This is a genomic window from Novosphingobium oxfordense, assembly GCF_044029435.1.
Classification (GTDB): domain Bacteria; phylum Pseudomonadota; class Alphaproteobacteria; order Sphingomonadales; family Sphingomonadaceae; genus Novosphingobium.
This window is the reverse complement of sequence record NZ_CP147006.1, coordinates 69,759-83,205: the sequence shown is the minus strand read 5'-3', so window position 1 is coordinate 83,205 and position 13,447 is coordinate 69,759. Positions and strand designations below refer to the sequence as shown.

Below are 13,447 nucleotides of genomic sequence, written 5' to 3'. Positions count from 1 at the left end.
TGCCATGACCGTCGATATCATCATCTATCACAACCCCGAGTGTGGGACGTCGCGCAACACGCTGGCGATGATCCAGAACGCCGGCATCGAGCCGCACGTCATCGAGTATCTGAAGACGCCGCCGAACCGCTCGCGCCTCGTCTCGCTGATCAGTCGCATGGGCATCACGCCTCGCGCGCTGTTGCGCGAGAAGGGCACGCCCTATGCCGAGCTTGGCCTCGGCGACCCGGCGCTCAGCGACGACCGGCTTATCGACGCGATGATCGAGCATCCGATCCTCATAAACCGCCCGATCGTCGTCTCGCCGCTAGGCGTGAAGCTCTGCCGCCCGTCCGAAGAAGTGCTCGACCTGCTGCCGACCGGGCAGCGTGGCGCCTTCACCAAGGAAGATGGCGAGAAGGTCATCGACGAGGCGGGCAACAGGATCGGCGCATGACCACGGCCGCGCCGCCCAAGTCGGTGATCAGCACCTTTGAACGTTATCTCAGCGTCTGGGTGGCACTGTGCATTATGGTCGGGATCGCCCTTGGCTACGCCCTCCCGAGCCTGTTCGGGGCGATCGCGTCGGCCGAGGTCGCACGGGTCAACCTCGTCGTCGCGGTGCTCATCTGGCTAATGATCATACCGATGCTGCTCAAGATCGACCTGCGGGCGCTCGGCTCGGCGCGTCAGCACTGGAAGGGCGTCGGCGTCACGTTGTTCATCAACTGGGCGGTGAAGCCGTTTTCGATGGCGTTGCTCGGCACGCTATTCCTGGGCTGGCTGTTCAGACCCTTGCTGCCGGCGGCCGAGGTCAGTTCCTACATCGCCGGCCTGATCCTGCTCGCGGCTGCGCCCTGCACGGCGATGGTGTTCGTGTGGTCCAACCTCTGCGAGGGTGAGCCGACCTACACGCTGAGCCAGGTCGCGCTCAACGACGTGATCATGGTGTTCGCCTTCGCCCCGCTGGTCGGCCTGCTGCTCGGGGTCGCCTCCATCACAGTGCCATGGGACACGCTGCTGATCTCGGTCATGCTCTACATCGTAGTGCCGGTGATCGTCGCGCAGATCGTCCGCGGTGCGGTGATCGGCTCGGGTGGACAGGCCGCCCTCGATCGTCTGCTGGCCCGACTTGGACCGATCTCGCTGCTGGCGCTGCTCACCACGCTGGTTCTGCTGTTCGGGTTTCAGGGTGAGGCGATCATCGCCCATCCGCTCGTCATCGCGCTGATTGCGGTACCGATCCTGATTCAGGTCTATTTCAACGCGGGGCTCGCTTATTGGCTGAGCCGCCGGTTCGGGGTGGCATGGTGCGTGGCGGCCCCGGCCGCCCTGATCGGCGCGTCTAACTTCTTCGAGCTGGCGGTTGCCGCAGCGATCAGCCTGTTTGGGCTTAACTCGGGTGCGGCGTTGGCCACCGTCGTCGGCGTGCTTGTCGAGGTGCCGGTGATGCTGTCGGTCGTTGCGATCGTGAAGCGGACGCGGCCGTGGTACGAAGCGGGCGCGACGGCGTGACGCAGGTCTATTTCTCGGAGGCGCGGCAGGCCGACGACGTTCTCCGGCTCGCGCTCGAAGCCGCCCAGCTCCCGACAGACGATCTGGGTGGCCGCAACCAGATGTTCTTCAGCCTGTCCGACGATGACGGGCTGATCGGGTTCGTTGGCCTTGAGGGCGACGGCGCCGACCGGCTGCTCCGCTCGCTGGTCGTGCTGCCGACCCGTCGTGGCCAGGGCTATGGGCGCATGCTGGTCGAACGCCTCGAACGGGTAGCAGACGGCACGGTCGAGCGGCTGCACCTCCTCACCAATGGTAGCGCCGAGTTCTTCCGAGGGCTTGGTTATGTCGACGCCGACCGCGACGCGGCACCCGCCTTCATCGCCGCGACCGCGCAGTTCACGTCGCTGTGCGGTCCTCGTGCGACCTATCTCGTCAAGGATCTTGGATGACCCGTCTCCGCACGCTGACCGACCCCGACCATCTGCCCGCGCTTGATCGGAGCATCGTGATCACCCGGCCGGGTGCGGGCCTCGGCGACGATCAGCCTCCGCCGCGCATCCTGCTGCTCTACGGGTCGCTGCGCGAACGGTCATTCAGCCGGCTCGCCGCCGAAGAAGCGGCGCGGCTGCTGATCCTGTTCGGCGCCGAGGTGCGGATATTCGACCCCAGCGACCTGCCATTGCCCGATCAGGTGAAGGGCGACGATCATCCCGCCGTGCATGAGCTTCGCGAGCACGCGCTCTGGTCTGAAGGCATGGTCTGGTGTAGCCCGGAGCGGCATGGCCAGATCACCGGCATCATGAAGGCGCAGATCGACCATCTGCCGCTGGAGTTCGGCGGCATGCGGCCAACCCAGGGCCGCACGCTCGCCGTCATGCAGGTGTCGGGCGGCTCGCAGTCGTTCAACGCGGTGAACACCCTGCGCCTGCTCGGCCGCTGGATGCGGATGATCACCATCCCCAACCAGTCGAGCGTGGCAATGGCGTTCAAGGAGTTCGACGAGAATGGCCGCATGCGCCCGTCGAGCTATTATGACCGCATTGTTGACGTGATGGAGGAGTTGGTTCGGTTCACGGTTCTGACCCGCCCGCACACCGTGCAACTCGTTGATCGCTATTCAGAACGAAAGGCTGAACGACGGAGGCGCGACGATGCGGCGGAACTGGCTTCGCGCGCCGTAGCGTGACCTTCGCAGCTCATTGCGCGGCCAGCCCCGGCCGGCGACAAACCGATCGATATCGGCGACCCGACGGGCCTTGCGATCGTATGGATCACGCGACAATCGGCAATGCGCTGTCGGTCGCAGTCGCGGCTCATCACGGCCAGCTCGTCCCGAAGTGCAGTGAGCTGCTCCAATCGTTCCTCAACCGCAGCAAGGTGGCACGATGCTATCGTCATTGCCTCTCCGCAATCACGGTTTGGTTCGCTGGCGAGTGCGATCAGCGAGCGGATCTCCTCGATTGAGAATCCCAGCCTGCGGCCGTTCCGGACGAAATTGAGCCGCTCGACATCGCCGGTCGTGTAAGTGCGCCGGCCTGACGCCGTCCGCGCAGGTCGGTTCAGGAGGCCGATCTCCTCGTAGAAGCGGATCGTCGTCACCTTGGTGTCCGTCGAACGCGACAATTCGCCGATCTTCATTCCATGACCGCCCCAGGCTGCCGCGACCCTTTTCGCAAATCCGCTTGCTTCTACAGTGACTGGAGATTGTAGGGAAGGCTGATGGCCGATTCCTCATCTGATTCCTGCGCCTGCCACGGCGATCAAAAGCGCGCGCAGCACGACCCGGCTTACCGGCGCTCGCTGGTGATCGTCGTCGCCCTCAACCTCGGCTTCGGTCTCGTGGAGCTGGGCGGCGGCTTCTTGGCCGATAGCCAGGCGCTCAAGGCGGACTCGCTCGACTTCCTCGGCGACGGCTCGATCAGCCTGATCGGTCTCCTGGCACTGGCGTGGTCGTCCCGCGCGCGAGGGCAAGTGGCGCTTGCACAGGGGCTGTTTCTCGGCGCGCTGGGTATCGGGGTAATCGGCTTCGCAACCTGGCGCGCGTTCAATGCCACGGCGCCGGAGGCGGAACTGATGGGCGGCATCGGCATCGTCGCGTTGGCGGTCAACGTCTCCGCCGCGCTGGTGCTCGCCCGGTTCCGCGAGGGTGACGCCAACGTCCGTGCGATCTGGCTGTTCAGCCGCAACGACGCACTCGCCAATATCGCCGTCATTGTTGCCGCTGCCCTCGTCGCCTGGACTGGCAGCGCCTGGCCCGATCTGGCCGTCGCAGGCGTCATTGCGTTGCTGTTTCTTCACTCCGCCTACGAGATCGTCCGCAACGCGCGGGCAGAACTCCAGCCTTCCCGTTGATCCAAGGTCCATGCTGCTGCGCTCTCCCAGCCTTGCTCGCACGCTCGTCGTCGCTGCTCTCGGCGCGGCCTTCGCGCCTCTGGGGCACGCGCAGACGACGGCGCCTGCCACCGGCCCTGCCCTGACTCTCGACCAGGCATTGGAATTGGCCGGCGCGGCCTCACCCAACATGCAGGCGGCCGAGGCGGGTATTCGCGCCGTCAGCGCCGGCCGCGACGTCGCCGGTCTGCGACCCAATCCCACGCTCAACGGCGACATCGAGAATGTCGGCGGTTCGCGCGCCTATAACGACATCGAGGCGCCGAAGCAGACCATATCGGTAGGGGTGCCGATCGAGCTTGGCGGGAAGCGTTCGGCGCGGATTGGCGTTGCTGATGCCCAGGGCGCGCGCGCGCAGATCGACCGGGCGATCGCGCAAGCGGATCTCCGGCTCGCCGTGACCCTGGCTTACGTGGAAGCGGTCGCAGCCGACCGCCGCCTGGTCGCAGCGCGCGAACAGGCGGACATCGCCGGGCAAACGGTTCGGGCCGCCAATGTTCGCGTGCGCGCCGGCCGTGCCTCCCCGCTCGAGGAGCAGCGGGCCGAAGTGCTGCGGAGCAATGCCGTCGCCGCCCTCGATCGGGCCACGAGGCTCGCCAACCTCGCGCGGGCCAATCTCGCGCGCCGGGTGGGACGGCCGGTGACCGGCCCGCTCGATGAAGCCTGGTTCGATCATGTCGGCGGCTACGGCCCGGCGCTGTCGCGCGACAGCCTCGCGGTCGCCGCGGCGCGAGCCGACCAGAAGACGGCGGAGGCGCAGGTTCGCCTCGCACGCTCGCAGCGTATTCCCGACGTGACGGCCAGTGTCGGTCTGCGCCGCCTGCCCATCAACAACGATGTGGCGGCGGTGTTCGGCGTGTCGGTGCCGCTTCCCTTGTTCAACAATGGCTCGGCGGCAGTCGCGCAGGCGAGTGCCGAACGCGATCGCGCCGAGGCGCTGCGACGCGCCGCCGAACTCGACAATTCGCAGGCGATCGAGCAGGCCGACGCCGAGCTTGCCAATGCCGCCGACGCCGCCCGCACCGCCGCTGGACCTTCGTTGGCGGCGGCGCAGGAGGCAGCCCGTATCGCCCGTATCGGCTATCGCGAAGGCAAGTTCGGACAGCTCGATCTGCTCGAAGCCGAGCGCACGCTCGCCGAAACGCGTGCCGCCGCCGTCGACGCGCTGGCCGCCTTCCACGTCGCCCAGGCCCAGCTCGACCGGCTGACCGCCTCTGCCAAGGACTGATCCGATGAGCTTTCCCTTTCACCGGGCGGTAGCGCCGCTCCTCCTGGCGGCGCTGCTTGGCGGATGCGGAGGGCATGCCGCCAAGGAGGAAGCCGGAGAAAAATCGGAAGCGGCGGAAAAGGGCGAAGCCGGCGAGAAGGCCGACACGGTCAAGCTCACGCTCGACCAGATCAGGACGGCCGGTATCGAGATCGTGCGCCCGACGGTTGGTGCCAATGGCGGCGCGATCGAGCTTCCCGCCACCGTCGAGGGCAGCCCCGAGGGCACGCAGGTCGTATCGGCATCGATCGCCGGGCGCGTCGTGGCGCTCAACCGCAATCTCGGCCAGCCCGTTCGGCGCGGCGAAACGCTGGCGGTGATCGAGAGCCGCGAGGCGGCCTCGCTCAAGGGTGAGGTTGAAGCAGCGCGGGCACGGCTCGCACTGGCGCAATCCAACTATGCGCGCGAGCAGCGGCTGTTTGCCGAGCGCGTGTCGCCCGAACAGGATCTGATCGCGGCACGCACCGCCGCGGCCGAGGCGAGCATCGCGCTGCGGCTCGCCCGCCAGCAGCTCGCCGCGACCGGCGGTGCCGGCGGATCGCTCAACCGCGTGGGCATCGTCTCCCCACTTTCTGGTCAGGTCATCAGCAGGACCGCGGTGCTCGGACAGACCGTCGCGGCGGACGCGGAACTCATCCGTGTCGCCAATCTCTCGACGGTTTCCCTGTCGTTGTCGCTCTCGCCAGCGGATGCCGGGCGCGTGCGCCCCGGCGCGACTGTAACGGTGACAGCACCTGGGCGAGCCGGGCAAGCCCGCGTCACCTTCGTCTCTCCTGCTCTCGATCCGCAGACGCGCCAAGTGCCGGTGATTGCCGCCATCGACAATCGCGCCGGCCAGTGGCGGGTCGGCGAAGCCGTCACGGCCGCGATCCAGCTTGCGGGCACGGGCGACCCCACGATCCGCGTACCGCTGACCGCGATCCAGACGGTGAACGGCAAGTCGGTCGTGTTCGTGCGGACGCAGGACGGGTTCAGGGCGACCGCAGTGGCGCTCGGTGCCCAGGCCGGCGACACGATCGTGGTGGCCTCCGGGCTCACGGGCCGCGAACAGGTCGCTGCTGCCAACAGTTTCACGCTCAAGTCCGAACTTGGCAAAGGCGCAGGCGGGGACGACGACTGAGCCATGATCGATCGCATCGTCACCGTCGCGGTCGAGCGCCGCTGGCTCGTCCTGGTGCTGACGGTCATTGCGGCCCTCATCGGCGCGATGTCGCTTCGGCACCTCCCGATCGACGCCGTCCCCGATGTTACCAACAATCAGGTGCAGATCAATGTTCGCGCACCCAATCTCTCGCCCGAGCTGATCGAGAAGCAGGTCACCTTTCCGATCGAGACTGCGCTGGCCGGCATCAAAGGACTGGAAAGCACGCGCTCGCTGAGCCGCAATGGGTTCGCGCAGGTCACGGCCGTCTTCTCCGACGCGACCGACATCTATTTCGCGCGCCAGCAGGTCGGCGAGCGGCTCGTCGACGCCAAGGACTCGCTTCCCGAGGGCATCACCCCCGAGATGGGGGCGATTGCGACGGGCCTGGGCGACATCTACATGTGGACGCTCCACTATCAGGAGCGCGGCCACGACCGGCACAAGCCCGGCGAGCCCGGCATCCAGCCCGACGGCAGCTACATCACGCCCGAGGGCGATCGGCTGGTGAGCGAGGCCGACAAGGCGACCTATCTGCACAGCGTGCAGGAATGGATCGTCGCCCCGCAGGTCAAGTCGGTTGCCGGCGTCGCCGGCGTGGATTCACTGGGCGGTTACGACAAGGAATTCCTCGTCGTGCCCGACGTCCAGAAGCTCGCCGCCTTAAAGCTGTCGCTGAGCGACCTGGCCGCGGCGCTCGAGGCGAACAACAGCGCGATCGGCGGGGGCGTGGTCGATCGCAACGGCGAGGGTCTCGCGGTCCGGTCGGACGCGCGCATCCGCAGCATCGCCCAGCTTCGCAATACGGTGATCGCGACGCGCGAAGGCACGCCGATCCTGCTCGGGCAGGTGGCGGACGTGCGGCTCGGCCAGGGAATCCGGCTTGGCTCGGCATCGGAAGATGGCCGCGAGGTTGTGACCGGGACCGCGGTGATGCGGATCGGCGAGAACAGCCGCACCGTCTCGACCGGGGTCGGCGCACGGCTCCAGCGGATCGGCCCGTCGCTGCCGCCCGACATCTTGATCGAGCCGGTGCTGGACCGCACCGTGCTGGTCAATTCGACGATATCGACCGTCGCCCGCAACCTCGGCGAAGGCGCCGTGCTGGTCATCATCGTACTGTTCGTGCTGCTCGGCAATTTCCGCGCGGCGTTGATCGCAGCCGCCGTCATCCCGATCACGATGCTGTTGACCGGGTTCGGGATGCTGCAGGTCGGCGTGTCGGCGAACCTGATGAGCCTTGGCGCGCTCGATTTCGGCCTCATCGTCGATGGCGCGGTCATCATCGTTGAAAACGCACTGCGACGTATCGCGGAGCGACAGCATCATCATGGACGCGCATTGGAATTGGGCGAGCGCATGTCGGTGGTCGCCCATGCCGCGCGCGAGATGGTGCGCCCTTCGGTCTATGGGCAGGCGATCATCATCCTCGTCTACGTGCCGCTGCTCACCCTCTCGGGCGTCGAGGGCAAGACATTCGAGCCGATGGCGCTCACCGTCATCATGGCGCTGGTCTTCGCCTTCATCCTCTCGCTTACCTTCGTGCCGGCGACGATCGCGATCTGGCTGAGCAGGCCGGTCGAGGAGAAGGAGAACCGGATCGTCGGCTGGCTGCGCCGACGCTACGAGCCGGGGCTCGACCGGGCCATGCGTCGGCCGTCGCTCACCGTCGGGATCGCGCTGGGTGCTCTGGCGCTCGCGGTTGGTGGCTATGCGGCGCTCGGCCAGGAATTCCTGCCGCAACTCGATGAGGGCAATGTGCTGGTGTCGGCTTACCGGGTGCCTGGCACATCGGTCGAGCAGAGCCAGAAGATGCAGTTCCAGATCGAGAAGGCACTCTCCGGAATGCCGGAGATCAAGGTCGTATTCTCGCGCACCGGCACCGCAGAGCTGGCCTCGGACCCAATGCCGCCCAACGCGACCGACACATTCATCATGCTCAAGCCGCGCGATCAGTGGCCCGACCCCGGTGAGGCCAAGGCCGAGGTCGTCGAGCGCATCGAGAAGCGGTTGGCCCGCGTGCCCGGCCATTCCTACGAGATCACCCAACCGATCCAGATGCGCTTCAATGAGCTGATCGCCGGCGTCCGCAGCGATATTGCGGTCAAGGTCTTCGGCGACGACTTCGGGCAGATGAACGATACAGCCGACAGGGTCGCCGCGATCCTGCGCAAGACTGCCGGAGCGCAGGACGTCAAGGTCGAGCAGACCGAGGGCCTGCCCATGCTCGACATCGCGTTCAACCGCGATGCGGCGGCGGCATTGGGTGTCACCGCGAAGAATGTCCAGGATGTGGTCGCCGCGGCGGTCGGCGGCCGCGAAGCCGGCGTGATCTTCGAGGGCGATCGGCATTTCCCGATCGTCATCCGCCTGTCCGATGCCGATCGCGCCAATTTCGAGACTCTGGGACAGGTTCCGGTGCCGACGCCGTCGGGCGCGTCGGTGCCGCTCGCCAGTGTTGCCGACATCCGCATCGACGACGGCCCCAACCAGATCAGCCGTGAAAATGGCAAGCGGCGGGTGGTCGTGCAGGCCAATGTGCGCGGTCGTGACGTAGCGAGCGTCGTGGCGGAGGCGCAGGCGGCGATCGCGAACGATGTGCGGCTTCCCGCCGGCATCTATCTCGAATGGGGCGGCCAGTTTGAGAATCTGGCTTCGGCGCGAGCCCGGCTGATGCTGGTCGTGCCGGCCTGCTTCACCCTCATCCTGCTGCTGCTCTATGGCGCGCTCGGCACCGTCCGCGAAGCCGCGATCGTGTTCACCGGCGTCCCGCTGGCGCTGATCGGTGGTGTCCTCGCGCTCGTCGTCCGCGGCATGCCGTTTTCTATCTCTGCCGCAGTCGGGTTCATCGCGCTTTCCGGCATCGCGGTCCTCAACGGCCTCGTCATGGTTGCATCGATCCAGGACCTCATGCGCGTTGGTCGGCACCGCGAGGATGCCGCTCGGGAGGGCGCGCTGGCGCGCCTGCGACCCGTCGTCATGACCGCGCTGGTCGCCTCGTTGGGGTTCTTACCAATGGCGCTGGGAGACGGCGCTGGCGCGGAAGTCCAGAAGCCGCTCGCGACCGTGGTGATCGGCGGGCTGATCTCAGCAACGCTGCTCACACTGTTCGTTCTGCCGACGCTATATATTCGGTTCGGACGAAAAGAGATCGAAGCTTGACGATAGTTTTCAATGCATTCGCCCGGCGACATTTTCCACAGCGTCGTCGTTCCGCCGCGATAGCGGTCAGGCCGACCACCGCCAGCTCTTTGGGTTAGCGCGGCGGTCGGCCTGACCCTATCTCCGTCCGGTGCTAAGCGGACAGGATGGGGAACAGGACCTAACGAGCAGCTGTGACGGCCCAGGCTAATGCTCGGCAGCGTCGCGTTCGCCAGCAGGTTGGTGAGGATCGTCGCATAGGGCGGATAGTGCTTGAAGCGCTTGGGCCGGTAAGCAACCACTTCATAGGGAATGCCCCGGGCCGCCATCCAGGCGGCCATCATCGCCTGATATTCATAGGTATCGGGCTTTTCGGCCCCAGGGTCAGCGGTGAGGACGAGATCGGGCGTTTCGCCGCGCGCGTGAAGCTCGATGAGAAGCGCGGTGGAATCGACCCCGATGCCATAGGCGAGGATGATGGGCGCCTGCGGATCGAGGGCGATCCTGTCGGGCACGCGGCAAGGTGCCGCGTCATTAGGCAAGCGGTGCATGAGGTCTCCTTTCAGGGAGTCTGCCCGCAGGCGGGCGCTACGGACAAAAATGTGGACAGCCGCCCCGCGCGCGCGCAGCATCGCGCCGCGGGGGGAAACGAAAGATGCCGCTCAGGGCGCATATGATCGTCTACGCAGCGCCGCCCCATGACGCGGTGCGCACCGTTCAGTGCCAATGCGGATGGAAAGCGACGGCCGAACCCGACAGTCCCGCTGACTATCGCGCCACCATGGCGCGCTTGCTGGCCCGGTGGCTGGGCCATGTCGAGCCGCCGCCGGCCTGAGGGTCAGGCGAACAGCCGGCCGTCCGATCGGGTGGCGGGTGCCAGATTGAGATCCCGGCAGATCTTCCGGGCGAAGCGATCGGGCGCCATGAGGTCGCGGATCGAGGCATAATGGTTGCGCTCGCCGATATGGTCCTTTCGGCCGTGGACGCGCCGGTAGAGGATCTCGCGGTCCGGTCCCATGAGGCCCAGGCTGAGCTGGACCCAGATGTCCTCGCCGTGGAGCGTGATTTCGCCGGAGACGGCAACGCCGCCCTTGTTGGACCGGACATCGAAGCTGCCCTCGGCCAGATCCAGGGCCTCGGCGAGCCGCCGCATCGCGATCCGTCCCTCGCTGTGGAAGAGGCGCTTGGCGGGCTCGTCATAGGCAACGCCGCGATAGGCGAGCGTCTTGAGCACAGGATGCCGCCGGATCTCAGCGATCGCGTCCAGGCATTCGCGGCGCAGCAGGGTGCTGGGCGGCCGGGCTTCGCACACTTGCGACAGGTGACGGATAAGGAGGATGACCGCAGGGTCGATCTCGGCGTCCTTGCCAGCGTTGCGGCAGTCGGTGATCGCGGCGCCGATCGCGTGCAATGTGGTGGTGACACTCGAGAGCGCGCTCGGGTCGAGGGCCTGCTGGTGGCGAAACGCAACATCGTAGCTCATGGGGAAAGTCTCCGAGGGGCCAAGCGATCCACGTCGCTCGTCCTCTCGGCCCCCCTCCCCTTTTTCCGGCGCCTGGCGCTGGGAGGTCCTTGCAGACTGCGGACCTTTCCGATGCGGCCACGGGAAAGAACCGCCGGATAGTCAGACGCCTCGGCAAGGTATAAAATTCCTCCGAAATGGAGAGGACTCAGGCGATGGGCATCGACATGATGGAATGCCTGCGTGGCGGCGTGTCGGACCTGCGCATCCCTGGACATCCTGAGCTTGGTGAGCGCGCGAACGAGATGGCCGGGCCGGATGCGACCGGTATCTTCAGCGTCATAGGACCGTTTCAGGTCGATCTTTTCGCGCGGGCCGTCTGCGCCACCGCCTTTTCCCGTGGCATTGTCGCGCCGCCCGAGGCGGCCGCAATCGAACTGCGCTACGTGCTAGCCCAGCCGGTCCGGTTCGACCGGCTGGTCGGAGCCGTACGCGACCGCCGGGACGCGCAGAACAGCCTGCCCGTGAAGGTGCAACGCCTGACGATGGCTGGACTTCCCGCTCTCTATCAGGTCATCGAGGGGCGTCACCGGGCCTTCGTCGCGCGCGACGCGGGCGACAACACGATCGCGGCCCGGATCGACATGGACTATCGCTGCGATCCGTCCGCCTTCTGCCTGCATGGCGATACACTAATGCGCGAGGCCGAGGGCGTGCGATGGCCGGTCTCGCCGCTTCGGCCTTGGGACCTGCCGATCGAAGCGGCGGGCGCGGCGGTGACGCCCGACCTCAACTATACGCTCCAGGCCCTGGGCGTGCGTAGCCTCCCGGTCAGCAGCGCGCTCAGCTACGACCTCAATCTCGCCAGGGCCGTTCATCGCGAACTCGCCAACGCGGCCGACAAGGCCTGATCCAGGTCGATGCCGACCAGTTGACCACGCCAGATGTTCACGGTACGTTCCCACGCGAAGGGAGTTTCCGCCATGAGCATGTCCAATTTTCTCGACCGGTTCGATCTCGATATCACGCTACGGGATGCCGCGCTTGATCCCGACAATCGGCCGACGCGCCGGATGATCGCCAATGCGGCCATCGGCATGGATGCGCTCGATGCCTATTATGCCGTGCGCGAGATCCGCGAGGCGGCCCAGTGGATCCACGAGGGGCTGGCGCAAGGCAAACGGAAGCTCGCAAGCCTCCTGTCCAATCCGCAGGCCGACGACTTTCAGCGGACGATCTATTTCTGCCTGGCTGGTCGCGGCGTGGTCGAGATGCTCGACGACCTCGCCTGGTTGGAGGATCTGCTCGAGCGGCGCGGCCGGGTCGCCGGCCAGATCCACCGTGAAAAGCGAACGATCCTCCCGCTGACCAACCCCTATGTCGCGGCGGAGCCCGATGGCCCCCTCGTCGAGAGTCGTGCCGATTTTGTCCAAGGTGCGTCCTGGTGGGCGGAGCCGGTCGTCAAATCCTGAGCTGCAGGGCTGTGCCGCGTCCGGCGCCGTGCTTGGTGATCGCCATCAAGCCTCAACGTGCATCAGGTCTGCGGCCCATTGCTCGACCCATCCGGTCACAGGCGCATCATGATCGAGGTCGCCGCTTTCGATGAGCGCGCGCAGATCCTCCCGCGCTTGGGCGATCGCCTCTTCCCAAGGATCGAACCGCAGCGGCGGCGCTATCGCTGGCGCCGCGATCGGCAGGGCGCGGGCAGGCTGGCGTAGCCGCGCCCGCTGCTGCTCGACCCACCGCTCCATCTCGTCGGCGACGAGGTCATCGGACTTTCGACAACCATGCGCCCGCGCCTTGCTGCGCGCTGCGATGCCATAGGCCTGGCTGTCGATCGAGGCGACGCGGCGCGCGAAGGGTTTGAGGAAGGGAATGGCCGCGCCCTTCACGCCGAAGAGATGCAACCGCACCGCTGGCGGCAGGACGCGGTCGAGATGATCCACCACCGCGATGAGACCGGCGTCGCCATGGATGGGTCTTCGGCACATCGATCCGACACCGATGAGGGTATGACGCTCGACAAGGCCTGCGAGCGCAGTGGCGCAGCGTTCGTAATCTTGCGGCAGGCGGCCCTGGATGACCGGCAGGAACGTGCTGGCGATATTCCGATCGACAGCGCGCGCATGACATTCGATATTGGCCCGGACGGTGCGCGCGATCCGGTCGAGAACCTCCTCGCGGTCTCGGGCAACCTCCTGCTCCACGCAATAGTCGAGGCTCGCCCACCAGCGAAAGGGAAAGGCAGATGCGAGCGCGACATAGTCGTCGATGGTCCAGGGAAAGCCGCCATAGCGAGCCATGGCGCTGAACCCGGCACTGTCCAGGCAAAGACTGTGGAGACGGGTCGCATTCTTCAGGCCCTGGAGTTTCCAGCCGGCCCATTCACGTCCCTGCGCTGCGTCCACCCAGCGGGAGAAGGCGTTGGCGGAGACGAGGACCGGCAGCGCAAGGCTGCGCGCGCGGGCGAGCAGCGGGCCGGAGCGAAGATGCGGCAGCCCGACCATCAGCGTGATCGCGCGCGATTGGGATGAGGACGTAACCATGCGACATGTCCTTGGAGACCAGC

Annotated in this window: 13 protein-coding genes and 2 pseudogenes; 11 read left to right on the top strand and 4 right to left on the bottom strand. The window is 66.6% G+C overall.

Annotated elements, in window-relative coordinates:
- Positions 1-4 precede the first annotated feature (4 nt).
- The 4 genes from arsC to arsH are packed head-to-tail and all read left to right on the top strand — an operon-like array spanning position 5 to position 2,662.
- Positions 5-436, top strand: a complete 432-nt coding sequence (gene arsC, locus WBP07_RS19210; RefSeq protein WP_395395914.1) for an arsenate reductase (glutaredoxin) — start codon at positions 5-7, stop codon at positions 434-436.
- Positions 433-1,494 carry an ACR3 family arsenite efflux transporter gene (gene arsB / locus WBP07_RS19205; RefSeq protein WP_030090581.1) on the top strand — a complete coding sequence of 354 codons (1,062 nt, stop codon included), beginning with the start codon at positions 433-435 and terminating at the stop codon, positions 1,492-1,494. Before arsC ends, arsB begins: the two co-directional genes overlap by 4 nt.
- Positions 1,491-1,925, top strand: a complete 435-nt coding sequence (locus WBP07_RS19200) for a GNAT family N-acetyltransferase (protein WP_030090580.1) — start codon at positions 1,491-1,493, stop codon at positions 1,923-1,925. Before arsB ends, WBP07_RS19200 begins: the two co-directional genes overlap by 4 nt.
- Positions 1,922-2,662, top strand: coding sequence for an arsenical resistance protein ArsH (gene arsH, locus WBP07_RS19195; RefSeq protein ID WP_030090579.1), 741 nt, complete (start codon positions 1,922-1,924; stop codon positions 2,660-2,662). The genes WBP07_RS19200 and arsH overlap by 4 nt, the downstream gene beginning before the upstream one ends.
- Positions 2,663-2,730: 68 nt before the next feature.
- Here arsH and WBP07_RS19190 read toward each other — a convergent pair.
- Positions 2,731-3,114: pseudogene (locus tag WBP07_RS19190) on the bottom strand (helix-turn-helix domain-containing protein); the annotation flags it as partial.
- Positions 3,115-3,195: 81 nt separating this feature from the next.
- Here WBP07_RS19190 and WBP07_RS19185 point away from each other — a divergent pair.
- From WBP07_RS19185 to WBP07_RS19170, 4 genes are read left to right on the top strand one after another with little or no spacing between them, the layout of a single operon-like run.
- Positions 3,196-3,828, top strand: a complete 633-nt coding sequence (locus tag WBP07_RS19185) for a cation transporter (RefSeq protein WP_030090577.1) — start codon at positions 3,196-3,198, stop codon at positions 3,826-3,828.
- Between the two features lie 10 nt (positions 3,829-3,838).
- On the top strand, positions 3,839-5,095 hold the full coding sequence (locus WBP07_RS19180) for a TolC family protein (RefSeq protein WP_051743735.1): 1,257 nt from the start codon (positions 3,839-3,841) through the stop codon (positions 5,093-5,095).
- A gap of 4 nt (positions 5,096-5,099) precedes the next feature.
- Complete coding sequence (locus WBP07_RS19175) at positions 5,100-6,254, top strand: efflux RND transporter periplasmic adaptor subunit (RefSeq protein WP_395395913.1); 1,155 nt, start codon at positions 5,100-5,102, stop codon at positions 6,252-6,254.
- A 3-nt stretch (positions 6,255-6,257) separates the two neighbouring features.
- Complete coding sequence (locus WBP07_RS19170; protein ID WP_395395912.1) at positions 6,258-9,437, top strand: efflux RND transporter permease subunit; 3,180 nt, start codon at positions 6,258-6,260, stop codon at positions 9,435-9,437.
- Positions 9,438-9,598: 161 nt separating this feature from the next.
- Here WBP07_RS19170 and WBP07_RS19165 read toward each other — a convergent pair.
- Positions 9,599-9,967, bottom strand: a pseudogene (locus tag WBP07_RS19165) (hypothetical protein); the annotation flags it as partial.
- A gap of 104 nt (positions 9,968-10,071) precedes the next feature.
- Between WBP07_RS19165 and WBP07_RS19160 the strand changes: the two are divergent.
- The gene (locus WBP07_RS19160; RefSeq protein WP_066704209.1) at positions 10,072-10,251 is read left to right on the top strand and encodes a hypothetical protein; all 180 of its coding nucleotides are present in this window, start codon (positions 10,072-10,074) and stop codon (positions 10,249-10,251) included.
- A gap of 3 nt (positions 10,252-10,254) precedes the next feature.
- Here the strand turns inward: WBP07_RS19160 and WBP07_RS19155 are convergent, their stop codons facing one another.
- A complete protein-coding gene (locus tag WBP07_RS19155; protein WP_048939593.1) occupies positions 10,255-10,899 on the bottom strand; it encodes a hypothetical protein in 645 nt (214 codons plus the stop codon).
- A 176-nt stretch (positions 10,900-11,075) separates the two neighbouring features.
- Here WBP07_RS19155 and WBP07_RS19150 point away from each other — a divergent pair, with 176 nt between their 5' ends.
- Entirely contained in the window at positions 11,076-11,789 is a 714-nt protein-coding gene (locus WBP07_RS19150; RefSeq protein WP_395395911.1) for a hypothetical protein, read from the top strand.
- A gap of 72 nt (positions 11,790-11,861) precedes the next feature.
- Positions 11,862-12,350 (top strand): hypothetical protein, encoded by a 489-nt coding sequence (locus WBP07_RS19145; protein ID WP_048939591.1) that lies wholly within the window; start codon positions 11,862-11,864, stop codon positions 12,348-12,350.
- A gap of 45 nt (positions 12,351-12,395) precedes the next feature.
- On the opposite strand, the gene WBP07_RS19140 is transcribed toward WBP07_RS19145, so the two are convergent.
- On the bottom strand, positions 12,396-13,424 hold the full coding sequence (locus tag WBP07_RS19140; RefSeq protein WP_048939590.1) for a hypothetical protein: 1,029 nt from the start codon (positions 13,422-13,424) through the stop codon (positions 12,396-12,398).
- Positions 13,425-13,447: the final 23 nt, after the last annotated feature.

What these genes read in the sequence shown, in the direction of transcription:
- WBP07_RS19185 (WP_030090577.1), top strand. Translation starts at nt 3,196, where the DNA reads ATGGCCGATTCCTCATCTGATTCCTGCGCCTGCCACGGCGATCAAAAG.
- WBP07_RS19155 (WP_048939593.1), bottom strand. Translation starts at nt 10,899, where the DNA reads ATGAGCTACGATGTTGCGTTTCGCCACCAGCAGGCCCTCGACCCGAGC.
- arsH (WP_030090579.1), top strand. Translation starts at nt 1,922, where the DNA reads ATGACCCGTCTCCGCACGCTGACCGACCCCGACCATCTGCCCGCGCTT.
- WBP07_RS19150 (WP_395395911.1), top strand. Translation starts at nt 11,076, where the DNA reads ATGGAGAGGACTCAGGCGATGGGCATCGACATGATGGAATGCCTGCGT.
- WBP07_RS19170 (WP_395395912.1), top strand. Translation starts at nt 6,258, where the DNA reads ATGATCGATCGCATCGTCACCGTCGCGGTCGAGCGCCGCTGGCTCGTC.
- arsC (WP_395395914.1), top strand. Translation starts at nt 5, where the DNA reads ATGACCGTCGATATCATCATCTATCACAACCCCGAGTGTGGGACGTCG.
- WBP07_RS19180 (WP_051743735.1), top strand. Translation starts at nt 3,839, where the DNA reads ATGCTGCTGCGCTCTCCCAGCCTTGCTCGCACGCTCGTCGTCGCTGCT.
- WBP07_RS19140 (WP_048939590.1), bottom strand. Translation starts at nt 13,424, where the DNA reads ATGGTTACGTCCTCATCCCAATCGCGCGCGATCACGCTGATGGTCGGG.
- WBP07_RS19160 (WP_066704209.1), top strand. Translation starts at nt 10,072, where the DNA reads ATGCCGCTCAGGGCGCATATGATCGTCTACGCAGCGCCGCCCCATGAC.
- arsB (WP_030090581.1), top strand. Translation starts at nt 433, where the DNA reads ATGACCACGGCCGCGCCGCCCAAGTCGGTGATCAGCACCTTTGAACGT.
- WBP07_RS19145 (WP_048939591.1), top strand. Translation starts at nt 11,862, where the DNA reads ATGAGCATGTCCAATTTTCTCGACCGGTTCGATCTCGATATCACGCTA.
- WBP07_RS19175 (WP_395395913.1), top strand. Translation starts at nt 5,100, where the DNA reads ATGAGCTTTCCCTTTCACCGGGCGGTAGCGCCGCTCCTCCTGGCGGCG.